Source organism: Fructobacillus pseudoficulneus (genome assembly GCF_900108455.1).
GTDB lineage: Bacteria > Bacillota > Bacilli > Lactobacillales > Lactobacillaceae > Fructobacillus > Fructobacillus pseudoficulneus.
In genome coordinates this window covers 83,747-109,899 of the sequence record NZ_FNWS01000001.1, presented here as the reverse complement: position 1 = coordinate 109,899, position 26,153 = coordinate 83,747, and the positions used below count along the sequence as shown (strand labels likewise).

Here is a 26,153-nt window from a genome sequence, read left to right as displayed (position 1 = left end):
TTATGGATCACGAAAGTCTTAAAGAACGGACAATTAACCAACAAGCTGAACGGGAAAAGGAATTTCAGGTCAGCGTATTTGGTGATGAAATTACGATTGATGGCCTAAAGTTGACCTTACAGGAAAACTTTAAGGATGCCTTTGACCCAACTAAGTTGGCCGTCCGCTATACGCCATTGCTCAAGCAATATGATTATATTGTTGGTGACTTGTCTGCTGACCAGTTGCGCCTGCGGGGCTTTTATCAGGAAGATCGTGACGTTACGGCTGACCAAAAGATTACGGCTTTAGCTGATTATTTGTACGAATACGTCAACTTTGGTGCGCCTTACTTCGTCTTAGCCAACAATGCTCCGGCATTTCGTCCGGTGAAGGTTCATGATTTCTTGGCTGACTGGGAACAGGACCATCCAAAGAAAAGCAACAATCATAAGACAAATAATAAGAAAAAATCGGCTAATCATCGCAAGTCTAATTCAAATGAAACGGCTGACACGAGTAAGCAAAAGTCCGCTGCCAATCAAAAGAGCGGGACTCGTGCTAAGAAAAATGGTGGCAGTAATAAGCGTAAGCACCAATTTAAGCAACAAGAACGAACGACCCAAGCCGGAACTAAGAAGGCAAATACCGGAAAATCAAATGCAGGCAAGCAACAAGGGCCGAAGGGGCAAGCAAAACCAAGCCAAGGTAAAAGTAAAAAAACAAGCAATCAACGGAAGCCAAAGCAGGCTAAGGATAGCCTGACAAAGCAAGGTGCTAACAAGTCCGGCGATCAGACCCAGGGAAACAAAGGTACGAACCAGGCTGGTCAAAAGCCCCGCCAACGGCGGCCAAGGCGACAAGCGAACGATGGCACCAACAACAGAAGTCAGCAAAGTCGGCCAAAGAAGCGTAACTTTACTATTAAGGAACGCAAATCAGAAGAATAATCTGAGGAAAATCCGTGTAGGGTTTCCTTTTTATTTTGACAATCGAAATAAATCTTGCTAAAATTTTTAGTAACCGTAATAAAATAGAAAAGGTTACTAAAGGAGTAGAAGTAAGATGAGCACGAATTCAAAGTTACAAGAATTAACCAAGGGGGCAATCTTCTTAGCCCTCATGATTGTTTTTGCAATGATTCCGGGTATTCCACTTGGCTTTTTGCCAGTACCAATTGTTGTCCAAAATTTGGCCGTGATGTTGATTGTTTTAATTTTAGGCACTAAGCGAGGGACTTTGGTTCTGGCAGCCTTTTTGTTATTAGTGGCAATGGGCCTACCAGTTTTGTCGGGCGGTCGTGGTGGCCTAGCGATTTTGTTTGGCCCAACTGGTGGTTACCTCTGGTCTTGGCTGATTTTCCCATCAGCCTACTGGGGCCTAAACCGTTTGATTTTTAAGAAGAAGTTGGGTGATGAACCAAGCTGCTGGCAAGGCTTTGTCCTTTTGGCGGCAGTTGATATCATCATTGTTTATGGCATTGGGGCTTTGTGGCTACACCTTAATCAGGGACTAGATTTTTGGTCAGCCTATGTGGCCAATTTTGCCTTTATTCCAGGTGATTTAATTAAAGTTTTCTTGGCAGTTTTGCTCAGCCGGGCCTTATTTGAAGCCAACCAGCACTAAGGAGTATCCATGACAAAACGGGTTTTGTCGACAAAGGAACAAGTATTGTCACGTTTGTTGGACCAACATGGTGACTACGTCTCTGGGGATGAATTGGCTCAGCAGGTCGGGGTTTCCCGGGAATCAATTTGGAAGGCCATTCAAAAGTTAAAGGCGGATGGCCATCACATTTTAAGCAAGAAAAAGACTGGTTATGCCTACCAGCAAAGTGGTCAACTAGAGGAGGCCGTCTTAGCAAAGTGGCTGAAAAAGTATGACACGCAGTTACTGCCATTGCCAGAAATTCACTTATTTGACACAATTGATTCGACACAAACCTACGCCAAAGAGTATGTCGGTAAGCATCCTAGCCTGCAGCCACGCGCCTTTATTGCCCGTGAGCAGTCAGGCGGCTATGGCCGTCAGGGACGGGACTTTTATTCGCCGAAGAATGCTGGGCTGTATGTGTCTTTGGCTTTGCCAATTCAGACGGGTGAGGACCTAGTGCCGAGCCTCTTGACGACGTCAGCGGCAGTTGCTTTAGTCAATGGTTTGCAGGCTTTCTTTCCTCAGCAAGATTTTAAATTAAAATGGGTCAATGATTTGATTTTACGCCAACACAAGGTTGGTGGTGTGATTACTGAAGGAGTCTTTAACTTTGAAAGCCAGCAATATTCGGCCGTGATTATTGGCTTTGCCATCAATGTTTTACCGGTACAATGGCCGGCTGCGCTAGCCAGTAAAGTTGGTTCCGTGCTACTCGAGGATGAAGAAAACGTTGATTTAAACCAACTTTTGGCCAAGATTTTAATTGAATTACTGGAAATGGCTGAAATTTACCGCAGTGGTTGCTACCTAGGAAAGTATCGGGATTTGTCTATCTTGATTGACCATGCGATAACTGTTAAAGTTGGAACAGAAACGCTGACTGGTGTGGTGCAAGATATCAGTGATCAGGGCGGTTTAGTCTTGCTAAACTCGGAAACGGGTCGCAGCCAAACGCTCTATGCTGGTGAGGTGACCAAGGTCAAGCTGTTAGAAAATCTCAACCTTTAGGATGGCGGAAAATGAAATTCATCTTTGCTTCGAATAATTCAGCTAAGACTGAAGAAATGGCGGTTTTGGCCCAAAAAATGGGTCATCAAATCATTAATTACCGTGAGGTTCTTGGTGAAAAACTGGATTTTCCAGCGGAAACGACCGACTCGCAATTAGAAAACGCCAAGGTCAAGGCAAAATTTGTGCATGAACATCTGCCAAATCACTGGATTTTGGCGGATGATACTGGGCTGTATTTGCAGGCCTATCCTGATCGCTTTGGTGTGACTTCTTCACGGGAGTTTCACCAATTGGGGGTGAAGGGCACCCAGGCGGAGATTGATTATATCTTGAGCCTTTATCAAGATGGTCAAGATCGGTCAGCTTATCTCTTAGCCGTTTTGGCCGCTGTTAGTCCGGCTGGCGAGCTTTGGACGGCTGAAGGCCGCGGTGGTATCAAGGTGGCAACGGAGGCTCGGTCCGGGGACTTGATTGGTGGTCTCGATGACATCATGGAAGCCGAAAACGGGAAGACTTTGTCTGAGATGTCTTTGGAAGAAGTGGTCAATTACCATGACCGATCACGGGCCCTGGCGCAACTGGTTAAAGAAATTGAAGTAAAATCATTAGAGCGCTAAGCTCTTTTTTTATGCGAAAAAATAACGATTTTTGAAAAAGACAGATAACCGTGCTAAAATGGTAAGGTTGATTTTACTGGACCCATTTCAGGGTCGAAAGGAGGGCTTATGACCACTGCAAAGAGTGCCTACTGGCAAAAGATTGTTGATCAGGCCAAGGATAAGGATGGCAACCAGCGACCATTTTTCTCGATGGCACCAATGGAAGCTGTAACGGATACCATTTTTCGGCGGGTAGTTGCCCAGGCTGGCGGACCAGACGTCTACTATACGGAATTCACGAATGCCGCCTCAATGGTGCATCCGGAAGCTAAGTTTTCTGTTCAGGGCCGCTTGGCCGTTGCACCCGGCGAGCAGATGCCGATTGCGCAAATCTGGGGATCAAAGCCCGAAGCAATTGCTGGTGCTGCCAAAGTATTGCCTGGATTGGGCTATGAAGCGGTTGATTTGAATATGGGTTGTCCTGATGGGACTGTCGTGAAAAATGATGCCGGTTCGGACTTGATTCGCCACCCAGATCGAGCAGCCGCCTTGATTGCGGCAGCTAAGGAAAGCGGTCTTCCTGTTTCCGTTAAAACTCGTCTTGGCTTTTATAAGACGGACGAATACCATGATTGGCTGGAAATGCTCTTTAATCAGGACATTCAAGTGTTGACAATCCACCTTCGGACTCGCAAAGAGATGTCAAAGGTCGATGCCCACTTTGAATTAATTGATGATATTGTGGCCATGCGCGACCGACTTGCACCAGATACTTTGTTGCAAATTAATGGTGATATCAAGGACTACGAGCACGGCTTGCAGTTGGCTAAAGACCATCCTGGCGTTGATGGAATTATGATTGGTCGGGGTGTCTTGAATAATCCTTATGCCTTCGAATCAGAAGTTGTCGATCATACACTAGCCGAATCAATTTCATTATTGGAATTGCAGTTGGACCTCTTCGATGAGGTCAATCAAACGGCCAACAAGAAAAACTTCGAGGCTTTGAAGCGCTACTTCAAGATTTACCTGCGTGGCTTCTCGCACGCGGCTAAGTTGCGACAGCTGTTGATGGAAACCCATACAACGGCTGAAGTGCGAGCATTGTTAGAAGAACATGTTGGCGACTTGCTTGCCGTCAAATGAGGACTGATTTGACGGAGCAATTTGTCTGTATGTTATAATTAAACTATTGAAAATAATTTTTTGGTTGAGGTCATACTCAAGGCGCGTCCTAACGGGGGAGTTAGGGCCACTTGGAGTGGGCCTTTTTTCTTTGGGCATTTCCAGGTGTGTTGTTTGGAAAAGGAGGAAGAAAATGAGCATTTTGACGATTGTTATCGTACTAGCTGGAGCCTTCATTGGTGGTTGGCTAGCAGAGCGAATTGCCTTGCCCCGGGTGGTTGGCCAAATCATGGCGGGGGTGATTTTAGGACCGGCAACCCTGCACTTGTTGGTGCCGGGACACGATTTGAACTTATGGGCCGAAATTGGTGTTTTGTTACTGATGTTTTTGGCTGGGATTGAATCCGACTTAACTTTGTTAAAGCGTCATGCGCGCCAATCAGTTGCCGTTGCTTTGGCTGGGGTTGTAACACCCTTTGTGGTCTTTTGGCTCTTTGGACTAGTGTTTGGCATCTCCGATGAAAAAGCGCTCTTTTGGTCCGTGCTATTTTCGGCTACTTCAGTGTCGATTACCGCTCAAATTCTCAGTGAAGCCGGCCAAATTCAATCCGATGCCGGTGCAACGATTCTGGGCGCGGCGGTTTTGGATGACCTCCTGGCCATTTTGATGTGGACAATCTACCAAACGGTTTTTGGCATTGGTGGGCAAAGTAATCAGCCGTTGTGGTTGACCCTGATTTGGATGTTGGCCTTTTTATTTGTGGTATTGCTTGTGATGGTCAAAGTAGTTCCGCTGCTGCTCCGATTAGTGAGCCGTCTGTCGGTACCTGGGGCAAGCCTGGCAGTAACGCTAATCTTGATTCTATTGGTCGCTGACTTAGCCGAGTTAGTTAAAATCTCCGGGGCAATTGTCGCCTTTTTGTTTGGCGTGACCTTGTCGCGCCAGCCAAACGCAAAGGGCTTAGAACGGGGAATCCAGTTGCTTGGTCAAAGCCTGTTTATTCCGATTTTCTTTGTCAACATCGGTTTGAAGGTGACCTTTGCCGGTCAGTTAGCGAACCTCTGGCTGATTGCCTTACTGACTGGTTTAGCCATTTTAACAAAGTGGTCCGGTGCTTTCTTGGGTGCCAAAGTGGCCGGCTTAAAGACGGTCGATGCTCAAATTGTCGGCATTGGCATGGTGTCTCGGGGTGAAATGGCAATTGTGATTGCGGATTTGGCGTTGACGGCAAAGGCTTTGTCCGAACAAGATTACGCCTTATTGACCTTTGTTATCTTGTTGACGACGGTTTTTACACCGATTGCGCTCAAGCCTCATTTGCGCCAGATGAAACCTTAGGTGGTCAACCAATTTTTTCTAACTTTTTTCTAGAAAACAGCTTCAAATCAACACTTTACCCAGTCCAAATTTTGGTAGCTATGCTATAATGAATCTATGAAATTATCAAGACAAGCAGTAATTGAATTATTAGAAAAACACGACCTATTGGTGGAAGCACCGAAGGTCGACTTAACCTTTGACCATGTCCACTATGACACCCGTCAGGTTAAGCCCCATACACTTTTTGTTGTAAAGGGAGCCTTTAAGGCTGAATACCTCGACGGCGTTGGTGGCGTCGATGCTTTGGTGACGGAACAGCGTCTGGCTGGACCAATGCCACAATTTTTGGTGAAGGATAGCCAAAAGGCTTTGTCAATCTTGGCAATGGCCTATTTTGATTACCCACAAGAAAAGCTGTGGATTGGCGCCTTTACTGGAACCAAGGGAAAGACGACCGCTGCTTACTTTGCCTATACGATGTTGCAAGAGGATACTGACGGTAAGACGGCTCTTTTCTCAACAGTGGACCGGATTGTTGGCCCAAAGGCGGAAGACAAGAAAAAATCTGATTTAACGACGCCTGAATCATACGAGCTTTTTAAGGATATGCGCCGGGCGGTCGATAATGGGATGACCCATTTGGTGATGGAAGTTTCGTCACAGGCATACTTGCGTAACCGGGTATACGGGCTGCGCTTTAATGTTGGGGCCTTCTTAAATATTTCACCCGATCATATCGGCCCAAATGAGCACCCAACCTTTGCCGATTACTTGGCTCATAAGGAAATGCTTTTGGACAATTCTGACCATGTTATCTTGAATTCGGGCATGGACCACTTTGATGAAATTTATCAACGGGCAGCGGCTCACCACGACCGGGTCTTGACTTATGGTCGGACTGACCGTGATTATCCGGCTTTGGTGCGTTTTACCAGTGAGAAGAGTGCCTTGCATGAATCACACTTTACGGTGACACCAGGGCAAGCGGTGCCCGACTTAATGGAAACCGCCGGTACTTACCGGTTGAATTTGCCTGGTGACTTTAACGAGGAAAATGCGGTCGCCGCTTTGATGATGGTTGGCCTAGCCGGTGCTAAGCACCCGGCGATGGTCGCTGGCCTAGATGAGGTGACGATTCCAGGTCGGATGTTATCATTGACACTAGCGGGACACGGGGTGGCCTTTGTGGACTATGCCCATAACTACGTCTCACTCTTATCACTGTTGGCCTTTGCAAAGGCTCAGTCACCTGATGGTCAAGTCATTGTGGTGTTGGGTGCACCTGGTAATAAGGGGGTTTCCCGTCGAGCTGACTTTGCCAAGGTATTGTCAGCCAAGGCCGACCAGGTCTTCTTGACGGCCGATGACCCACAGTATGAGGACCCACGTGTGATTGCCGAGACAATCGCTGACGGGATTACCAATGACCATGTTCAGGTTCACTTTGAAATGGACCGGATTACGGCAATCCACCAGGCAATTAATGCGGCAGGGCCAAACGATTTGGTGGTAGTTGCCGGTAAGGGTGAGGACCCATACCAAAAGCTTAACGGCGTTGATACACCCTACATTGGTGATTACGCTGCGGTAAAGGAGTGTCAAGCGGCTTTGGCTGCTGGTCAGAACTTAGTAACGGGGGCATAACCATGACTGATTTCTACCAAGATAAAAAAGTTTTACTAGCGGTGACCGGTGGGATTGCGGCCTATAAGGCGGCAGAAATCACCCGCTCTTTGATTAAGGCTGGTGCAGCGGTGCGCGTGGTCATGACTGATGCAGCCCAGGAATTTATTCCGGCTAAGACTTTAGCCATCTTGTCAAAGGCGGCGGTTTTGACCGATCAAAGCTGGCAGAAAGCTTCTGCTGCAGTTGACCATGTTCACTTGGCCCAGTGGGCCGACTTGATTATTGTCGCACCCGCTACCGCCAACAGCTTGGCTAAGTTGAGCCTTGGTTTGGCCGATAACGCCTTAACGACGACTGTGATGGCTAGCCAAGCGCCAAAGGTGGCGGTCCCAGCCATGAATAACCAAATGTGGGAAAACGCTGCCGTTCAAAGTAATGTTCAGCAATTGACTACTGATGGTTGGACCTTTGTCGGACCGGCGACCGGCTTTTTAGCTGAAGGCTACGAAGGCAAGGGGCGGATGGTCGAACCGGCTGAAATTTTGGCCAGTGTGGCCGAACAATTGGCAAGAAGTGTTGATGCCGTAACAGCTACCCAGTCCTTAGCTGGTAAGCATGTGGTCGTGACTGCTGGTGGTACGAAAGAAGCCATTGATCCGGTTCGTTATTTGACGAACCGCTCGTCTGGTAAAATGGGCTATGCGCTAGCCGAAGCGGCTTTGGCTGCTGGGGCAAAAGTGACTTTGGTTGCGGCCACGGACCGACCCGTTAGTGCTGGGATTAAAGTGATTGCCGCATCATCAACGCAAGAAATGCTGGCTGCCGTTGTTGCCAACATGGACCATGCGGATGTCTTTATTGGTGCAGCAGCGGTGTCCGATTTTCGTGTGGCAGAAATTGCTGATCACAAGGTCAAAAAGCAGGGGGATGAGCACATGGTGCTGGACTTAGTCCAAAACCCTGACATTTTAAAGACGGTGGGTCAGGCGAAAAAGCCCGGCCAAGTGGTTGTCGGCTTTGCGGCTGAAACCGAAAACTTAATTCCAAATGCGCGAAAGAAGCTGCAAAGTAAGCACGCCGATTTGATTGTCGCCAACAATGTTTTGGATGACAAGGCTGGCTTTAACAAAGATACAAATCAGGTAACCTTGGTTGCCAATAATCATGAACCAATTGCCGTCGAAGCAAAGCTGAAGACGGAATTAGCGGAAGATATTATTGCTGCGGTGGCTGCTTTACTTACAAGTGGTCAAGTTGTGGTATAATGTAAATCTAATGAAACAAATCGGGAGGCTGAGATGAGCAAGGCAGACGAAGAACAAGAATCTAAGTACCACGTGGGGGATGTATTACTTGCACCTGCTTACGGTAACTTGGAACAGCCCTTTACTGGTAAAGTCGAAAAGGTCTACGAAAACTCATTGCTAGTTGAAATCATTGAAAATGACCCAGCTGACCAACCAGCAGTCAACGAAATGAACCATCGAGCAATTGTCCGGATGTCAGAGGTGGAAGTGATTCAAGCAGCCCCTCATGATGACAAGGAAGACTAATTGAAAAAGAATGAAGGCAGGTACCCATCTTGGCAGTGACCTCAACGATAGTGTGAGTTGGGGGTTGGACCTGGCCCGCGCGGCTTTTTCTGCTCAGATATTTGATAACAAAAGTGGCCAAAATGGCTATTAGAGTGGTACCGCGGGCAGGGCTCGTCTCTTTGTTTTTCTTAAGAGACGAGTCCTCTTTTACAAAAAATAGTAATTAATAGAATAAAAGGAAATAAAAATGGCAACGAACCAAGCAGTTACCTCCGCTTTACAAGCGGTTTTACCAGATTTAAGCACCGCAGAAATTGAAGCAAAAATCGAAGCACCAAAAGACTCTAAGATGGGCGACCTGGCCTTTCCAACTTTTACTTTGGCTAAGGTTTTGCGCAAGGCCCCACAGCAAATTGCTGCTGATTTGGTGGAAAAGATGGACCAAAGCGCCTTTGAAAAGGTTGTTGCAACCGGACCATACATCAATTTCTTTTTGAATAAGCAAAGCATGACGGCTGAAACTTTGAAGGCCGTTTTGGCAGCTGGCCAAAACTATGGTCAAAACGATGACGGACATGGACAGACAATTACTTTGGATATGTCATCACCAAATATCGCCAAGCCAATGTCAATGGGTCACTTGCGTTCAACGGTGATTGGAAATGCATTGGCTAATTTGGCTGCTAAAAATGGCTACCAACCAGTGAAAATCAATCACTTGGGTGACTGGGGAACTCAGTTTGGTAAGTTGATTTATGCCTACAAGACTTGGGGATCTGAAGCAGAAGTTAAGGCTGACCCAATCGCAACTTTGCTGAAGTATTATGTTGAATTCCACGACAAGGCCAAGGAAGACCCATCACTTGATGATGAAGGTCGTGCTTGGTTCAAGAAGTTGGAAGATGGTGATCCCGAGGCACAAAAATTGTGGGCTTGGTTCCGCGAAGAGTCATTGAAGGAATTTACTGAAATCTACGATCGTTTGGGCATTACCTTTGATTCCTTTAACGGGGAAGCCTTTTACAACGATAAGATGGACAAAGTGGTCAACATGCTCGAAGACAAGGACCTGTTGCAAGAATCACAAGGGGCACAAATTGTTGATTTGAGTTCAATCAACGAAAACTTGACGCCTGCTATGATTAAGCGGACCGACGGAGCCACTTTGTATATGACCCGTGATTTGGCTGCGGCTATTTACCGTAAGGACACATACAACTTTGCGAAGTCACTGTATGTTGTCGGTGGTGAGCAGCGTGAGCACTTCGTTCAATTGAAGGCAGTTTTGTCATTGCTTGGCCTTGATTGGGCTGACGATGTTGAACATATTTCCTTTGGTTTGATTACCTTTAACGGCAAGAAGATGTCAACTCGAAAGGGTGACGTTGTTTTGTTGAAGGATGTTTTGGATGACGCCCATGAATTGGCCTTGTCACAAATCAACGATAAGAACCCAGGCCTTGCCAACAAGGACCAGGTAGCAGAAGAGGTCGGTGCTGGTGCCGTTGTCTTCCACGATTTGATGAATGATCGAACAAATAACTTTGACTTCAAGTTAGATGAAGTGGTGCGCTTTGAAGGTGATACTGGACCTTACGTGCAGTATACGAATGCGCGGGCTCAGTCGATTTTGCGCAAGGCAAATGTGGCGGTTGATGAAAACGGCATCGCTCTTGATGACCCACAAACTTGGGACATCGTGACGGCCTTGTCAAACTATCCAGCCACGGTTGAACGTGCTTTTTCTAACCGCGAACCATCTGTGATTGCCAAGTATGCTTTGACTTTGGCTCGGGCCTTTAACAAGTACTATGCCAACTCAAAGATTTTGGCAGATGATGAAAACCTTAACGGTCGCTTGGCGTTGGTAAAGGCCGTTTCAACGACTTTGACGAATGCCTTGGCTATCCTTGGGGTACAGGCACCTGAAGAAATGTAAAATTCTTTTTTGATAATCACTCTCTATGCGTATTAGTGACAGCCACCGCTTTGATGGTTGAAGGAAAACGAATGAAAACGAAAGCTTCTTTTAAAAATAGCTCTTTCTGGCGCAAACTTCAGCCAGTTTGGGACCGGTACCAATTAGGTCGGTTATTGATTCTGTCTTTTATGACGATTTTCTTACTGACATCTGTTTATTTGGTAGCAATTGCCAAGACGTCTCATGTGCAAAAGCTGGAGACGTCTTTGTCACAAACAACTAATATTTACGATAATTCTGGTAAGGAAGCGGGTTCTCTTTATTCACAAAAGGGAACGTACGTGAAGTATGACCAGATTTCACAAAACATGCGAGATGCTGTTCTATCAATTGAGGACCGTAACTTCTATAAAGAACATGGTTTTTCAGTATCTGGTTTGGGTCGGGCAGCGTTCTTGTTTGTTCGTAACCGTTTGACTGGCTCACATGTGATTTCTGGTGGTGGTTCGACAATTACCCAGCAGCTGGTTAAGAACGCCTATTTGACACAAGAGCAAACCTTCACCCGTAAGGCTAAGGAAATCTTCTTGTCAATGCAGGTTGAACAGGTTTATTCAAAGAACCAGATCTTGACTATGTACATGAACAATGCCTGGTTTGGTCACGGTGTATGGGGTGTTGAAGATGCTTCTGAAAAGTACTTCGGTGTCCATGCCAAGGACTTGAACACTGAGCAGGCGGCAACTTTGGCTGGAATGTTGACGAACCCAGCTGGCTTCAACCCAATTGATAATCCAGTCCGATCAAAGGCTCGTCGTAACTTGGTTTTGCAGACCATGTATGAAAATAAGAAGTTGACCAAGGACCAAGAAAAGGCTGCTCAAGCGACCGATATTGTCTTAAATGATAATTATACGGGTGAGGATTCTTATAAGTACCCTTGGTTCTTCGATGCTGTGATTAGCGAAGCCGTTAATAAGTATGGTTTGGATGAAAAGGATATCATGAACCATGGTTATAAGATTTATACGACTTTGAACCAAAAGGACCAGGAAAACTTGCAAAAGGACTTCCAGCAGGGTCGTTTGTTTGGTAATCAGTCACAGGCTCAGGCTGCTTCGATTGTCTTGAACGCACAAACCGGTGGTGTCCGTGCCGTTATTGGTGGTCGTGAAACGCAGCATACCTTCCGTGGCTTCAACCGGGCAACCCAGTCTAAATTACAGCCAGGATCAATTATTAAGCCGTTGGTTGTTTATGCACCGGCTTTGCAAGCTGGTTATAAGATTGACACCAAGTTGCCAAACAGGAAGATGAACTTTGGTACCAATAACTACTCACCAAATAATGCCTTGAACGTTCAGACCGATGATGTGCCAATGTATGAAGCTTTGGAACACTCATATAACATCCCAGCTGTTTATCTCTTAAACAAGCTTGGTGTTAACGTTGGTTGGAACTCAGGTAAGAAGTTTGGTTTGCCATTGGTAGACTCTGATAAGAATTTCTCATTGGCCTTGGGTGGTTTGACCAACGGGGTTTCGCCTCAGCAAATGGCTTCGGCTTATACGGCCTTTGCCAACGATGGAACGATGTCTCAGGCTCACTATATTACCAAGATTGTCGATTCAACGGGTAAGGTGATTGTTTCTCAACCAAAGGTCAAGCAGACTCAAGTAATCTCAAAGTCGGTTGCTGATAACATGACTAAGATGATGCTTGGAACCTATACCAGTGGTACTGGTACTGGGGCAGCGCCTTCCGGCTACAAGATTGCCGGAAAGACTGGAACAACTGAAAATCCAAATGATCCAAACAATGCTAATTCTTCAAAGGATTCATGGGCCGTTGCTTATACGAAGGATATTGTCCAAGTTTCTTGGGAAGGTTTGGAAGGAAGCAATAGTACTAGTTCCTTGCCAATTGGTCTGATGGGAACGATTGGTTACTTCGTCAAGACGTCATTGGGACAAATCTTGCCGAATACATCCGAAAGTTCATTTACTGTTCAGGATGCTAGTCAGGCAAGCAGTACGACAAATTCAAGTTCAAATAGTAGTAATAGTAACTGGTTCCAAAACGCGGCCAACAGCTTTAATAATGGGGTAAATACCACTGTTGCTGGTGCTGCCAAAGTATGGGATACTATTACCGGAGCATTTAATAAAAACTAGGTGAAAAGTTACCAGTAAGGTAATTTTGGAAGGAAAGCAGATGACTGTTAATATTTACGATAACGCAAATGAAATGGCAAAAGTATTGGTTGAAACTGATCAATATCAAGCATGGCAAACTGCCTTTGATGCTGTTCAAGCCGATGCTGAAGCTAAGGACTTGTTCAAGCAATTCCAGTCAATCCAAATGACTGTGCAACAAATGATGCAAGCACAGCAACAGCCAACACCTGACCAAGAAAAAGAGTGGGACGGCGTGGCAAAGAAAGTTCAAGAAAATGAAAAAATCAAGAACTTGATGGCTGCTGAACAAGTGTTGAACACTTTGCTTGGTGAAATTAACGAAATCGTGACGAAGCCAGTTTCTGAAGCATACGCTCAGTCACAAAAGGCATAATTAAGACAAAATAAAAAAGGACGCAAGCCCTTTTTATTTTGCTTATTTTTGTTCATCGTCGAAAAGGTTATAATAAATGGCTTTGACAGCATTATCAACATCATCTACCTCAACCCCAAGCATGATCGAAATTTCGGAAGCCCCTTGGTTCACCATTTGCAGTGAAATGCCTGCGTCACGTAGTGGGGTGACGATTTCAGTGAAGGCTCCAACGCGGTTTTTCATTCCTTGACCAACGATCATCACAATGGCAAAGTCTTCATGCCAGGCCATGGTATCGGGGGCAATCTCGCGTTCGATATCCATCTGAATTTGTTCAATTTGCTCTTTATTTAGGCTCTTCTTGTTGAAGATAATTGTTAAATCATCAATACCAGATGGCATGTGTTCGTAAGGAACACCATGGCGGGCCAAAATTTGAAGAATTTTGAGGGTAAAGCCGACTTCCTTATTCAGCAGGTAGCGGTGCAGGTAAAGGGCACAGAAGCTATCTGAGGCAGCAATACCAGTAACCCGTCGTTCGGGTTTATTTTGTTCCGCTGGGCCAATCCAGGTTCCAGGTGCGTCGGGGTCATTCGTATTTTTGACGTTAATTGGCACCTGACCCTGAATGGCTGGAATGATGGCTTCGTCGTGGAAGACAGCAAAGCCGGCATAGGAAAGTTCCCGCATTTCACTGTAAGACATGTTGTGAATCGCAACTGGATTTTTAACTAAACGGGGGTTAACGGCATAGATGGCGTCAACGTCGGTAAAGTTTTCATAGACATCAGCCATTAAGCCGCGAGCCAGGATGGCTCCCGTGATGTCTGAACCACCTCGGGAAAACGTCACCATTTCGCCGCGGTCGTTGTAACCAAAAAAACCAGGGAAGATGTAACGCGTACCTTCTTCAATTTCAAAATTACCTAATTCTTGATAAGTTGCATCTTCATCTAGGGTTGGGAAGTTGGCGTCAGTTACCATGTGGAGCTGCTTTGGATCTACGAACACAGCTTTTTGACCCTTTTCTTGCAAAATCAGCGCAAGCAGTTGGGCATTAAGGTATTCACCGTGTGCAGCAAAGGTTGCTCTCAGGTAGGTATAAGACCGATACTGGTGCTTTGGTAAGTCATCAATTTGATCCAAAATGGTGGCAAATTGCTCTGTTGGGAGGGCAAAGTAGTCGGCAATTGCTTGGTAGCGCTTCTTTAAATCTTGAACTGTCTTGCTGCTGTCACGGTCTTCGATGACCTCTTTACCATAGCGAATTAAGAGATCTGTTACCTTCATTGGAAACTCTGCTGCCCGTCCAGGAGCAGAGGTGACAACAACTTGACGATCAGAATCCTGATTCAAGATGTTAATGACACGGTCAAATTGTTGACCGGTTGCTAAAGAGGAACCACCAAATTTTGTTACTTTCATAGCGCTGCCGACCGTTTGGCCGGCGCTCCTTTCATTTGTTTCATTTTATCGTTTAGTTGAGATGACCAGAAACTTGAAAGCCACTTTGTTGTAGGCTTAAAAGCTTAATTTCACCATCCAGATTTAATGCTTGCACGGCACTTTCTAAGCGCTTTGCATCCGCTGGTTTTTGTAGTGAAACCACGGTTGGGCCGGCCCCTGACAAATAAGTACCGGCCAGGCCGTGTTCATGGGCGAATTTTCGGATTGTCAAAAACTCCGGTGCTAATTTGGCCCGGTAGGGTTCATGAACGAGATCCTTTTCAACTAAGTGCTGAAAAGCAGTTAAATCATTCTGAAAAGCAGCCACCACTAGGTTAGCTAACCGTTCTGCTTGAAGAGTAGCGGTCTTTCGGCCATATTCGGCTGGCAAAGCAGCCCTGGCTTCGTCCGTTTTTAATGGATAGTTTGGGATGAAGGTAAAGGCAATTAAATCGTCATCCAGCGGTAAACGGGTACTTTTCACGTCGTGAAAGTCTTCGTTTGTCAGTTGTAAACCACCAAAGATGGTGGGGGACACGTTATCAGGATGGCCCTCCAAGGCCGCAGCTTCTCCTAGAAGTTGTTGCCGGTTAATTTTACCTTCGGCTAAAAAGTGGCCCAAAGCTAGTCCAGCAACGAGGGCAGACGAAGAAGAACCCAGTCCGCGAGCCAACGGAATATCACTCGTGACGGTCAGCTGGTGGGGCTGGATTTCTGGGTCAACTAGCAAGGCGGTTTTGACAATCAGGTTGTGGCGGTCGGCAGGAATGTCGACACCAAATGGGTGAATGACTTCCCATTGAGTAGTTTTTTGACCAACAGTTACCGTGAGGTTTAAATCGAGGGCTAAGCCTAGACAATCAAAACCAAGACCGAGATTGGCCGAACTTGCTGGTACAGTAATCGTTAACATGGATAAATTACGAACTCCTTATTTAAGGTTCTTTTTTGAGTCAATTCTTTGAGTAAGCGATCGTGGTTAGCGGTCGTAATTTCCTTAGTATATAAGACTAACTGGCTGCCGTTATTACTATTTTCATGGCTGCCTTGGCGCACAATATAACCGTTTAGTTCATCATCCAATTCATGAACAGCAGATTCAATACTTTCGTGAGTCTTACTATTTAAAATCCAGCAGTAGGCCTGCACATTTGGCTCGGCTAATCTCATATTTTCTGATGAAAAGACTTGATGGCTCTCTTTTGTGGCTGTGGCCGCCAGTAGGATATCTGCTAAGACCGCTTGAGCAGTTGGACGTGCGCCGGCCCCAGGACCATAGTACATCGTTTGCCCGAGATTATCACTATTAACAACGATAGCATTGTTTTCATTGTGGACCTGTGACAGTGGGGAGTCCGGCAAAATGACTTGAGGGGAGACAGAAAGAGCAATTGAGTCTTCGCCAACCTGGTTGATCGTAAAGAGCAGCTTCAATTGACCGCCAAGAACTTTCACGGCAGCAATGTCATCATCTGTAATTTCTTGAATGCCTGTAATTGCCAGTTCATCCAAGGTGCTTTCCAAGCCAAATACTAGGCGCGCTAAAATAATGGCCTTATAAGCCGCATCATAACCTGCAACATCATTGGTTGGGTCAGCTTCAGCAAAGCCTAATTCTTGGGCCTGTTTGAGGGCCTTTTCGTAAGAAAGACCGTTTTGAGCCATCTGGGTCAACATGTAGTTGGTTGTGCCATTGACAATGCCGGCCAGTGAACGAATGGTATCAGTTCGATAATAGTTTTGGAGGGTGGTAATGATTGGAATGCCACCAGCAACAGCAGCTTCGTACAACAAGGGAACTTGGGCCTTGTTAGCCAATTCAATTAGTTCTTGCCCAGCAGTGGCAATCAGGTCCTTATTTGCCGTGATCACTGGTTTTTTGCTGGAAAGGGCGCTCTTAATCCAGCCCTTAGCTGAACCAGTTCCACCGGCAACTTCGACTACTAGGTCAATTTCTGGGTCATTTAAAATATCGTTTGGATCAGTTGTGAGTTGAATCGCGGGATCAAGACCAGGTCGGTCTTTGGTTAGGGTGGAAACAAGTGCGGTTTTAACCGTAAAATCTAAGCCGGTGCTGGCCTTGATTTTGTTATTTTGCTCTGCTAATAAGGTTAATAAACCGCTTCCGACGGTCCCTAAGCCAAAAAGTCCAATCTTTATCGTCATCTTGGTCTCCTTCTATCGTTTTTTACTGTCAAGTAAGGATAATTTATTATTAACCTTAACATTTTCCTGCATAAAAAGGAATCTTTTTGTTATAATATTATTAGAATACTATGAGATTAAAGGAGCACGTCATGAATTATGTCTCAACCCGAGGAAAAGCGCCTGCTGTATCAGCCGCAGAAGCGATTCTTCAGGGATTAGCAACCGATGGTGGTCTCTACGTACCCGATCAGTGGCCGACACTTGATTTTGATTTAGATCAATTAGCACAGTTATCCTATCAAGAACTAGCGGTGAAAGTTTTGTCAGCCTTTTTACCGGACTTTACCTTGGCGGAAGTTCAAGAAGTTGTGGATGCCTCTTATGGCTCACAGTGGGATACGGAGACCATTGTGCCCGTCCATGATGATGGCAACTTACACTACTTAGAACTCTTTCATGGGCCAACCTTGGCCTTTAAAGACATCGCCTTGCAAGCCTTGCCCCATTTGGTGACGACAGCTGCTCGTAAAATGGGCCTCAATAAGGAAATCGCCATTTTAACGGCAACTTCAGGTGATACTGGAACAGCAGCGATGTCAGGCTTTGCTGATGTTGCCGGGACAAAAATTGCAGTTTTGTACCCACAGGTTGGAGTTTCAGATATTCAACGCCAGCAAATGGTTTCAGAGCCCGGTAAAAATACTTATGTATACGGACTCGAGGGTAATTTTGATGATGCCCAACAAGCGGTCAAGGGCTTGCTTGGTGATGAAAAGTTTGGAGCCTTTTTAAAGGAGCAAGACGTACAAATTTCATCCGCTAACTCCATTAATATTGGTCGGTTGATCCCGCAGATTGTCTATTATTTTTATGGTTATGGGCAACTATTGAAAAAGGGCCAAATCAAGGTTGGGGAGCCAATCGATGTCTTAGTCCCAACTGGAAACTTTGGTAATATGTTGGCGGCCTTTTATGCCAGTCAAGTTGGTTTGCCAGTGCATCACTTTACGGTGGCTTCAAATGAAAACCATGTTCTAACTGAACTTTTTGAAACCGGAGTTTATAACCGTAACCGTGACTTTAAGGTGACCAATGCACCAGCCATGGATATTTTGGTTTCATCTAATTTGGAACGGTTGCTGTATTTTGCTAGTGGCCAAGATAGTCAATTGATTGCCAAGGATATGCAGGCCTTGCAAGAAAAGGGTGTTTATCAGTTGTCTGACAAGACACGCCAAGGCTTAGCTAAGTTCTCAGCGGGCTGGACCAGTCAAAAGCAGGTGGAAGAGACCATTGCCGAAACTTATACTAAGAGTGCTTACTTGCTTGACCCACATACCGCTGTGGCTGTCCATCAATACCAAGATGATGGTGAGCATCAGACGCTCTTAGCCACAACCGCTAGCCCTTATAAGTTCCCACAAACAGTTTTGGAAGCGTTGGGTGAAGAAGTGGTGGCGGGTGCCGGTGGTTTGACAGCTTTGGCTGCTATCACCAAGACGTCTATTCCACAGCAGGTCAAGACGTTATTTGAACAGCCTATTCGTCATCGTGACATTATTCGTGCTGATCAAATTCAATCCACTATTGAAAATGCCTTAAAGCATTAATTAATTTTGATTTTTTTTCGTCTAATTTCTTAGGAGGAAATTTATTATGGTAGCAAAAAACAGTTATAATGTGGCCGTCCTCGGTGCAACCGGGGCCGTGGGGCGGCGAATTTTGGAACAATTGGCGCAATCAACGATTCCGTTTGATTCAGTTAAGGCGTTGGCTTCAGCCCACTCAGCTGGTCAAAAGGTGCCATTTCAAGATGGCGAATTAGTCGTTGAAGAGGCTAACGAGCACTCATTTGATGACGTTGATATTGTCTTGGCCTCAGCCGGTGGCTCAACCTCTAAGGCTTTGGCTCCAGCAGCAGTCAAGGCCGGTGCGGTCGTAGTTGATAATTCTTCATATTGGCGAATGAATGATCAAGTGCCATTGGTGGTACCGGAAGTCAACGCAGATGCGTTGAAGGACCATCAGGGGATTATTGCTAACCCAAATTGTTCAACAACACAATTGGTGATGGCTTTAAACCCAGTCTTTCAGCAATTTGGCTTGGAACAGGTAATCATCTCAACCTATCAGGCCGCATCTGGTGCTGGTAAGGCAGCGATGGATGAGGTTTTGGCTGAATCGCAGGCTCGTTTGTTGGGGGAAGACATGGGGGAGTTGGCTCACGTTTTGCCTGTTAAGGGTGACAAGAAGCATTTCCCATTGGCCTTTAATTTGTTGCCACAAATTGATGTTTTTGAAGAAGAAGGGTACACCCACGAAGAATACAAGATGATTCATGAAACCAAGAAGATTATTCTTGGGGACAAGAACGCCAAGCAAATCAAGGTCACTGGTACCGCTGTCCGTGTACCGGTCATGATTGGTCATGGTGAGAGTGTCTATATTGATACTGGTGATGAAGCCGTGACTACTGATCAAATTCGTGCTGCCATTGCTAGCGTCGATAACGTGGTTATCCAAGATGATCCAGCCACTCAGACGTATCCGCAACCATTATTGGCAGAAGGAAAGCGGGAAACCTTTGTTGGTCGGATTCGTCCCGATTTGGAAAATCCAGGTGCTTTCCACCTCTGGATTGTTTCTGATAACTTATTGAAGGGTGCAGCTTGGAACACGGTTGAAATTGCTCAAGAATTGGTCAAGATGGACTTAGTTCGAGTACCAGCCGATTCAGCCTTTACAAAATAACAAGAAAAAAGGACGACCATTAGTGGTCGTCCTTTTTGTTAGCAATTTTCAATAAAAAAGAACCCCTGGCAAGTGGGGTTCTAAAGTTTTTTAATAAATTGCGTCTCGGTAGAGTGAGACGACTTTTCCTAAAATTGAAACGGAATCCAAAATAATTGGTGCCATTGTATCGTTTTCAGGTTGAAGGCGGTAGTGACTGCCTTCTTGGAAGAAGCGCTTAACAGTTGCTTCATTATCTTCGTTCATTGCGACAACGATGTCACCGTTATCGGCATTCTGCTGACGGCGAACGATGACTTTGTCACCATCAAGAATACCAATGTTAATCATTGATTCACCACGGACATTGAGCATGAACAAATCGCCATCATAGGGAATCAAATTTTCTGGAATGGGGAAGAATTCCGTTGCTTCTTGTTCAACCGCTAAAATTGGTTGACCGGCTGTAACGAGACCAAGAACTGGAATCTTACCGGCAGTCGCTGAGATACCGAGGATTTCAAATCCTTCAGGCGTCACTTCGATTGCTCGGGCCTTGGTTCCTTCGCCCTTCTTCTCCAAATAGCCATTTTTGATCAAACGCGCAATATGACCGTGAATGGTTGATGAAGAGGAAAGACCCACAGCCTCACCAATTTCACGAATGGTTGGTGGGAACCCATTCTTTTCTTGGTATTCGTGGATGAATCTTAGTACTTGTATTTGTTTTGAATCAGAACTTGCCATATATACTTTCCTACCTGTTATTACTATGTTTATCTTAGCGGATTTTGTTCGGGAAAGCAAACAAATGTTCGTGAGATTTTCTTAAGAAATCTTAAAAAATTTTACTTCTTGTGGAAAACCTTTAAAATAAGTGAATAAGATGGAGTTTTCTTGAAGTTATCGTCCATTTTAGAATTTCTTGGGGAAAAGTCAACTTTTATTGTTGGCTTTGTGCTATAATATTTTATAGATTTTCGTAGCAAAAGGAGACCGTGATGGTTGTATTAGTAGGAATTTTGGCCTTGGTTGTAGGTCTAGTGGGGGGATTTTTCCTAGCCCGCTTTACAATGAAGTCATATTTGGCAAAAAACCCACCAATTTCTGAAGAAATGATGAAGTCGATGATGATGTCAATGGGACAAAAGCCTTCACAAAAGAAGTTGAACCAGATGATGGCTCAAATGAAGGCCCAAAGTGCTAAGGCACAAAAAAAATAAGCCAACCGGCTTATTTTTTTTGCTTTTTAGGATCAATGTAGACCCAATCAGGATCAATTTCTTTATCAAGGGCGTCGAAGCTGGCCTGAATTTTTTCGTTGTACTCAACAACTTTTTCATCAGTCAGTCGGTCCTTTGGATTGATATAGATTGGTTCACCAAAACTAATTGTGGTATTATTTCGTTTAAAGAGGTCCGAAAACTTCACGGGGCCCTGGTAAACGGCTGGTACGATTGGCTTTTTTGATAACTTAGCAATCACCAATGAACCTGACTTCAGTTTTTGTGAATGCCGTGACCCAGTTGGAAACATGATTAAGGAACGGTTACCGTTCTTCAATTCATTGATTGGATACTTAATCGTATCGGTCCCAACATTGTGACGGTCAACAGGGAAGGCACCCAGTGACACAATCAATTTGCGAAGAAGGGGATTTTTGAAAAGTTCCTTCTTGGCCATAAAAATAAATTTCTTTGGATACGCTGCCATGGCATACCAAACGGGATCCCACCAAGTACGGTGAGGGCCGACCAAAACAAAGTTTTCGTCCTTTGGAAGACGATCCTTGTGGAGGTAGGTGACACGCCCGTTAATAATGGCAACAAAGGTCACTGTAAAGACCCGGATAAAGCGATAGAATAACATCTGCTTGTCCCTTTCTAATTAACTTAACAGGATAATTTTACTTATAAAAGGCAATAAAGGCAAATGACAGATATTCAACTTCAACCAGGAGAGCGACTAGATGGCCTTCCATCACAGCAAATTCAAATTATTCAAAATCCGGATATGTTCTCTTATTCATTAGATGCAGTCCTATTAGCCTACTTTGCTAAGCCCCGTAAAAAGGGCCGTGGGCTGTCGGTTGATTTGGGTGCGGGGACAGGTGCAATCGGGCTTTTTTATGCACAGAAGGTAACTGGGCAGGTGGCCCTAGTTGAACTGCAAAAGGACTTAGCCGAGATGGCCGGCCGGTCGGTTGCGTTAAATGGCTTGTCTGACCGGGTCAAGGTGATTAATGCGGATATGCAAGCAATTTACGACCAAATTAAGCCGGGTTCCGTGGACACCGTTTTATCAAACCCTCCTTATTTTTCAGTGAACGAAACGACTAAGCAAAATTTGGATGAGCATTATCAATTAGCCCGCCATGAAATCGCGATTGATTTGCCGCGCTTAGCCCAAACGGCTAACAAGCTGCTAAAAAATAATGGTAAGTTTTATTTGGTACACCGGCCTGACCGGTTAAACGATATTATGGCGGCTTTGGCTGCCCGCAAATTAGAAGTTAAGCGGCTGCAATTTGTCTATGGTAAACCTGGGCGAGAGGCCAATATGGTTTTAGTGGAGGCAATTAAAGGTGGCGGTTCTGGTGGTGTTCGGGTTTTGCCACCAATTATTGCTTATACGGCAGATGATCAATACACGGATCAGGTGCAAGAAATTCTTTATGGCCAACCCTGGCAGCTATAAGTAGGTTAGGGCAGGTGATGAGATGCGAGGGAAAATGACGAATTCGAGTGAAAAAACATATGACTTTTATGTGCTTTACACCGCTGATGGTTATTTTTATGGTGGCTTTTCAGATGATGCCAAGCGTCGCTTTAAAACACACCAGGCTGGAAAGGGCGCTAAATTCACTCGGGTCAAGTCACGGCATCCCTTGCAACTGATTTATCAAGAAACTTTTCAAACGAAACACGAGGCTTTGTCGGCCGAGGCCACCTTCAAGCACTTAACGCGGGCCCAAAAAGAACTCTTTTTGCAGGAACATGGGGTCGCTAAAACCATTTGGAAGAAGAATTAGCAAGATTAATGATCACCCTCAGTCAAGCAAATTTGTTGTTTGACTTTTTTATTGCTCAAATTCAGGATAAAACCGGGAAAATTGCTTGCTTTTTACTGCTTATCTTAGTAAACTAGTATCTGTTGTGAATACAACGAAAATACACACGGTAAACGAGAACGTACAGGTGCAAGCAATTGTCAGTACGGACCAAGAATTTACCGGAGGTTAAACCTAGGAGGCCACTATGGCAGTTATTACAATGAAGGAACTCCTCGAAGCAGGGGTTCACTTTGGACACCAAACTCGTCGTTGGAACCCAAAGATGGCACCATACATCTTTACGGAACGTAACGGCATTCACATTATCGACTTGCAAAAGACTGTTAAGTTGATTGATGAAGCTTACAACTTCATGCGTAATGCTTCTGCTGATGGTGCTAACATCTTGTTTGTTGGTACTAAGAAGCAAGCGTCAGATGCAGTTGCTGAAGAAGCTTCACGTGCTGGTCAATTCTACATCAACCATCGTTGGTTGGGTGGAACTTTGACTAACTGGAACACAATCAAGACACGTGTTAAGCGTTTGAAGGACTTGAAGGCAATGGCCGAAGATGGTACTTTCGAACGTTTGCCAAAGAAGGAAGTTGTCTTGTTGAACAAGCAACGCGAAAAGTTGGAAAAGTTCTTAGGTGGTATTGAAGACATGCAAGACTTGCCAGACGTTTTGTTTGTTGTCGACCCTAAGAAGGAAGAAATTGCCGTTAAGGAAGCCAACATGCTCAACATCCCTGTTGTTGCTATGATTGACACTAACGCCGATCCTGATGATGTTGACGTTAAGATTCCTGCAAACGATGACGCTATCCGTGCCATCCGTTTGATCACTGCTAAGATGGCTGATGCCGTTATCGAAGGTCGTCAAGGTCAAGATAACGCTGCTGAAGATGCTTTCATCGAAGGTGACGAAAACACGGAATCAATCGAAGAAATTACAACGATTGTTGAAAAAGACAACTAATCAGATTAGTTAAATGATTTGCCGTTCCGGTGGACCTGCTTGGGACGCTGAGCGGCTTTTTCTATGCTATAATATTAATAGTGAATTTAAGAAAGCTAAAGGAGCATTTGCATGGCTGTTACTGCAAAGTTGGTTAAGGAATTACGTGATAAGACATCTGTTGGAATGATGGATGCCAAGAAGGCTTTGGTTGAAGCTGAAGGTGACATCGAGAAGGCAATCGACTTGTTGCGTGAAAAGGGAATGGCAAAGGCCGCTAAGAAGGGCGACCGTGTTGCTGCCGAAGGAATGACTTATGTTATGACTGACGGTGACAAGGCTGCCATCATCGAATTGAACTCAGAAACTGATTTCGTTGCTGGTAACAAGGAATTTAATGACTTGTTGGTTGCTGTAACGAAGACAATCTTGGAAAAGCAACCAGCTGACGTTGAAGCTGCTTTGGCTTTGCCAGTTGCTGGTGAAGAAGACCGTACTGTTAACGACAAGATCATTAACGTGTCACAAATCACTGGTGAAAAGATTACTTTGCGTCGTTTTGCAACTGCTGAAAAGACTGCAGGCGAAGTTTTCGGTGCCTACTCACACATGGGTGGCTCAATTTCTGCTTTGGCTGTTTTGACTGGTTCAAACGAAGAAGTTGCTCGTGACGTAGCAATGCACATCGCTGCCATTGCACCACAATACGTTTCAGATGATGAAGTACCAGCAGATGTTATCGCTAAGGAAAAGGAAGTTCAATTGGCTTCTGAAGACTTGAACGGTAAGCCTGACAATATCAAAGAAAAGATGGTTGAAGGTCGTATCAAGAAGTTCTTGGCTGACATTACTTTGTTGGACCAAGACTTTGTTAAGAATGGTGACCAAAAGGTTGCTGACTTCGTTAAGCAAAACGATATGACGGTTAAGTCATTCGTTCGTTACCAAGTTGGTGAAGGTATCGAAAAGCAAACGACGAACTTGGCTGAAGAAGTAGCTAAGCAAATCAACAACTAAGTTAAAAATTAAGTATCCATTGATTTGGATACTTTTTTTTCGGAATCAAGTCGCCGAATTTGCTATAATAGATAGCGATAAGAAAGAGGAGAACCATGACGGATACGAAATACAAACGAGTTTTAATGAAGCTGTCAGGCGAAGCCTTAGCTGGACCAAAGGGACAAGGAATTGACCTAGAAACAGTTGCTCAAATCGCCAAGGAAATCAAGGCAGTTCATGATATGGGTACCCAAATCGCCATCGTTGTTGGTGGTGGAAACCTATGGCGCGGTGAACCAGCCGCCCGTGTTGGAATGGAACGTTCACGAGCTGACTATACAGGAATGCTTGGTACAACGATGAATGCCTTGGTGTTGCAAGATGCCTTGGAACGTGCTGGTGTTGATACCCGTGTGCAAACTGCGATTACGATGCAACAAATTGCAGAACCTTACATCCGTGGCCGCGCAATTCGCCATTTGGAAAAGGGGCGCATTGTCATTTTTGCCGCTGGAACCGGTTCACCATACTTCTCAACGGATACAACGGCCGCTTTGCGTGCTAATGAAATTAATGCTGATGCCATCTTGATGGCTAAGAATGGTGTGGATGGGGTTTATGACTCGGATCCAAACACTAACCCTGATGCTCAAAAGTTTGAAACGTTGACGCATTTGGATATCATTAAAAAGGGCTTGAAGGTGATGGACTCAACGGCTTCATCACTCTCAATGGAAAACAACATGCCACTTGTTGTCTTTAACTTGAACCAACCTGGTAATATTCAACGGGTCATCAAGGGTGAGACAATTGGAACCACAGTGACTGGAGAAAAATAATGGCTTTTGATTTTACAAGTACAAAGGAACGGATGCAGGGTGCTCAAGATGCCTTGCGTCGTGAATTGGCCGAAATTCGAACGGGCCGTGCTAATCCACGGATTTTGGATCGGGTGGAAGTCGAATATTATGGAGCTATGGTTCCTTTGAATCAAGTGGCGTCAATTTCTGTGCCTGAAGCACGGATGCTATTGATTACGCCGTTTGACAAAGGGGCTTTGGAAGCCATCGTGACAGCAATTAACGTGTCAGACTTAGGTTTGAACCCAGCGTCTGATGGAAACATTGTTCGCTTGGCTATTCCGCAAATGACTGAAGAACGTCGTAAGGAATTGGTGAAGGAAGTCAAGGCAGAAGCCGAAAAGTCAAAGGTTGCTGTTCGTAACGTTCGTCGTGATGCTATGGATGCCATCAAGAAGGACGAAGAATTGACCGAAGACCAAGTTCATGATGCCGAAGATCAAGCACAAAAGCTGACTGACGACAACACGAAGGCGATTGATGAAATCGTTGCTGAAAAAGAAAAAGAATTGTTGACGATTTAATTGTCTTTACCACCAGTAATTTGATTACTGGTGGTTTTTTCTTGCCTTTTTTTCTGAAAAAAGGGATAATATGGGTAGAATAAATTAAGGCAATGACCCGGTTTGGCACCCGG

General features: G+C 45.1%; 26 protein-coding genes. 21 read left to right on the top strand and 5 right to left on the bottom strand.

Features of this window, described 5'->3' with window-relative positions:
- Positions 1 to 2: 2 nt before the first annotated feature.
- The 12 genes from BLW39_RS07185 to BLW39_RS00475 all read left to right on the top strand — a co-directional run bounded on the left by BLW39_RS07185 (position 3) and on the right by BLW39_RS00475 (position 13,341).
- Positions 3 to 929: a YutD family protein gene (locus tag BLW39_RS07185; protein ID WP_074717651.1), complete on the top strand. Its 927-nt coding sequence runs from the start codon at positions 3 to 5 to the stop codon at positions 927 to 929.
- Between the two features lie 115 nt (positions 930 to 1,044).
- The gene (locus BLW39_RS00525; protein WP_059375432.1) at positions 1,045 to 1,605 is read left to right on the top strand and encodes a biotin transporter BioY; all 561 of its coding nucleotides are present in this window, start codon (positions 1,045 to 1,047) and stop codon (positions 1,603 to 1,605) included.
- 9 nt (positions 1,606 to 1,614) lie between these two features.
- Positions 1,615 to 2,640: a biotin--[acetyl-CoA-carboxylase] ligase gene (locus tag BLW39_RS00520; RefSeq protein ID WP_059375426.1), complete on the top strand. Its 1,026-nt coding sequence runs from the start codon at positions 1,615 to 1,617 to the stop codon at positions 2,638 to 2,640.
- Positions 2,641 to 2,651: 11 nt separating this feature from the next.
- The gene (locus tag BLW39_RS00515; protein WP_059375420.1) at positions 2,652 to 3,260 is read left to right on the top strand and encodes a non-canonical purine NTP pyrophosphatase; all 609 of its coding nucleotides are present in this window, start codon (positions 2,652 to 2,654) and stop codon (positions 3,258 to 3,260) included.
- A gap of 108 nt (positions 3,261 to 3,368) precedes the next feature.
- A complete protein-coding gene (locus BLW39_RS00510; RefSeq protein ID WP_059375414.1) occupies positions 3,369 to 4,388 on the top strand; it encodes a tRNA dihydrouridine synthase in 1,020 nt (339 codons plus the stop codon).
- Positions 4,389 to 4,560: 172 nt separating this feature from the next.
- Positions 4,561 to 5,706: a cation:proton antiporter gene (locus BLW39_RS00505; RefSeq protein WP_059375406.1), complete on the top strand. Its 1,146-nt coding sequence runs from the start codon at positions 4,561 to 4,563 to the stop codon at positions 5,704 to 5,706.
- 96 nt (positions 5,707 to 5,802) lie between these two features.
- Entirely contained in the window at positions 5,803 to 7,332 is a 1,530-nt protein-coding gene (gene murE, locus BLW39_RS00500) for a UDP-N-acetylmuramyl-tripeptide synthetase (protein WP_059375402.1), read from the top strand.
- A 2-nt stretch (positions 7,333 to 7,334) separates the two neighbouring features.
- A complete protein-coding gene (gene coaBC / locus BLW39_RS00495; RefSeq protein WP_059375398.1) occupies positions 7,335 to 8,579 on the top strand; it encodes a bifunctional phosphopantothenoylcysteine decarboxylase/phosphopantothenate--cysteine ligase CoaBC in 1,245 nt (414 codons plus the stop codon).
- Between the two features lie 33 nt (positions 8,580 to 8,612).
- On the top strand, positions 8,613 to 8,867 hold the full coding sequence (locus BLW39_RS00490; RefSeq protein ID WP_059375395.1) for a hypothetical protein: 255 nt from the start codon (positions 8,613 to 8,615) through the stop codon (positions 8,865 to 8,867).
- A 229-nt stretch (positions 8,868 to 9,096) separates the two neighbouring features.
- Complete coding sequence (gene argS, locus BLW39_RS00485) at positions 9,097 to 10,788, top strand: arginine--tRNA ligase (RefSeq protein ID WP_059375387.1); 1,692 nt, start codon at positions 9,097 to 9,099, stop codon at positions 10,786 to 10,788.
- A gap of 71 nt (positions 10,789 to 10,859) precedes the next feature.
- Positions 10,860 to 12,944 carry a PBP1A family penicillin-binding protein gene (locus BLW39_RS00480; RefSeq protein ID WP_059375384.1) on the top strand — a complete coding sequence of 695 codons (2,085 nt, stop codon included), beginning with the start codon at positions 10,860 to 10,862 and terminating at the stop codon, positions 12,942 to 12,944.
- 40 nt (positions 12,945 to 12,984) lie between these two features.
- A complete protein-coding gene (locus tag BLW39_RS00475; RefSeq protein WP_059375381.1) occupies positions 12,985 to 13,341 on the top strand; it encodes a YlbF family regulator in 357 nt (118 codons plus the stop codon).
- A 42-nt stretch (positions 13,342 to 13,383) separates the two neighbouring features.
- On the opposite strand, the gene BLW39_RS00470 is transcribed toward BLW39_RS00475, so the two are convergent.
- From BLW39_RS00470 to BLW39_RS00460, 3 genes are read right to left on the bottom strand one after another with little or no spacing between them, the layout of a single operon-like run.
- On the bottom strand, positions 13,384 to 14,748 hold the full coding sequence (locus BLW39_RS00470) for an aspartate kinase (protein WP_059375378.1): 1,365 nt from the start codon (positions 14,746 to 14,748) through the stop codon (positions 13,384 to 13,386).
- Between the two features lie 52 nt (positions 14,749 to 14,800).
- A complete protein-coding gene (gene thrB / locus BLW39_RS00465; RefSeq protein ID WP_059375376.1) occupies positions 14,801 to 15,682 on the bottom strand; it encodes a homoserine kinase in 882 nt (293 codons plus the stop codon).
- Entirely contained in the window at positions 15,676 to 16,935 is a 1,260-nt protein-coding gene (locus BLW39_RS00460; protein ID WP_059375368.1) for a homoserine dehydrogenase, read from the bottom strand. Before BLW39_RS00460 ends, thrB begins: the two co-directional genes overlap by 7 nt.
- A gap of 131 nt (positions 16,936 to 17,066) precedes the next feature.
- Between BLW39_RS00460 and thrC the strand changes: the two genes are divergently transcribed.
- Both thrC and BLW39_RS00450 read left to right on the top strand, forming a co-directional pair.
- Positions 17,067 to 18,527 carry a threonine synthase gene (thrC, locus tag BLW39_RS00455; protein ID WP_059375362.1) on the top strand — a complete coding sequence of 487 codons (1,461 nt, stop codon included), beginning with the start codon at positions 17,067 to 17,069 and terminating at the stop codon, positions 18,525 to 18,527.
- Positions 18,528 to 18,573: 46 nt separating this feature from the next.
- Positions 18,574 to 19,668 carry an aspartate-semialdehyde dehydrogenase gene (locus BLW39_RS00450; RefSeq protein ID WP_059375356.1) on the top strand — a complete coding sequence of 365 codons (1,095 nt, stop codon included), beginning with the start codon at positions 18,574 to 18,576 and terminating at the stop codon, positions 19,666 to 19,668.
- 90 nt (positions 19,669 to 19,758) lie between these two features.
- Here BLW39_RS00450 and lexA read toward each other — a convergent pair whose 3' ends face one another.
- Positions 19,759 to 20,394 carry a transcriptional repressor LexA gene (lexA, locus tag BLW39_RS00445; protein ID WP_059375352.1) on the bottom strand — a complete coding sequence of 212 codons (636 nt, stop codon included), beginning with the start codon at positions 20,392 to 20,394 and terminating at the stop codon, positions 19,759 to 19,761.
- A gap of 254 nt (positions 20,395 to 20,648) precedes the next feature.
- On the opposite strand from lexA, the gene BLW39_RS00440 reads away from it, so the two are divergent.
- A complete protein-coding gene (locus BLW39_RS00440) occupies positions 20,649 to 20,870 on the top strand; it encodes a YneF family protein (RefSeq protein ID WP_059375347.1) in 222 nt (73 codons plus the stop codon).
- A gap of 10 nt (positions 20,871 to 20,880) precedes the next feature.
- Here the strand turns inward: BLW39_RS00440 and BLW39_RS00435 are convergent, their stop codons facing one another.
- On the bottom strand, positions 20,881 to 21,516 hold the full coding sequence (locus BLW39_RS00435) for a lysophospholipid acyltransferase family protein (protein WP_059375338.1): 636 nt from the start codon (positions 21,514 to 21,516) through the stop codon (positions 20,881 to 20,883).
- Between the two features lie 63 nt (positions 21,517 to 21,579).
- Between BLW39_RS00435 and BLW39_RS00430 the strand changes: the two genes are divergently transcribed.
- The 6 genes from BLW39_RS00430 to frr all read left to right on the top strand — a co-directional run bounded on the left by BLW39_RS00430 (position 21,580) and on the right by frr (position 26,040).
- Positions 21,580 to 22,344, top strand: a complete 765-nt coding sequence (locus BLW39_RS00430; protein ID WP_059375334.1) for a tRNA1(Val) (adenine(37)-N6)-methyltransferase — start codon at positions 21,580 to 21,582, stop codon at positions 22,342 to 22,344.
- A gap of 34 nt (positions 22,345 to 22,378) precedes the next feature.
- On the top strand, positions 22,379 to 22,678 hold the full coding sequence (locus BLW39_RS00425; protein WP_059375653.1) for a GIY-YIG nuclease family protein: 300 nt from the start codon (positions 22,379 to 22,381) through the stop codon (positions 22,676 to 22,678).
- A 226-nt stretch (positions 22,679 to 22,904) separates the two neighbouring features.
- Positions 22,905 to 23,678: a 30S ribosomal protein S2 gene (gene rpsB, locus BLW39_RS00420; protein WP_059375327.1), complete on the top strand. Its 774-nt coding sequence runs from the start codon at positions 22,905 to 22,907 to the stop codon at positions 23,676 to 23,678.
- Positions 23,679 to 23,789: 111 nt separating this feature from the next.
- Positions 23,790 to 24,674 carry a translation elongation factor Ts gene (gene tsf / locus BLW39_RS00415; protein WP_059375323.1) on the top strand — a complete coding sequence of 295 codons (885 nt, stop codon included), beginning with the start codon at positions 23,790 to 23,792 and terminating at the stop codon, positions 24,672 to 24,674.
- A 95-nt stretch (positions 24,675 to 24,769) separates the two neighbouring features.
- Positions 24,770 to 25,495: a UMP kinase gene (gene pyrH, locus BLW39_RS00410; protein WP_059375317.1), complete on the top strand. Its 726-nt coding sequence runs from the start codon at positions 24,770 to 24,772 to the stop codon at positions 25,493 to 25,495.
- Positions 25,495 to 26,040: a ribosome recycling factor gene (gene frr / locus BLW39_RS00405; RefSeq protein WP_059375312.1), complete on the top strand. Its 546-nt coding sequence runs from the start codon at positions 25,495 to 25,497 to the stop codon at positions 26,038 to 26,040. The genes pyrH and frr overlap by 1 nt, the downstream gene beginning before the upstream one ends.
- Positions 26,041 to 26,153 lie beyond the last annotated feature (113 nt).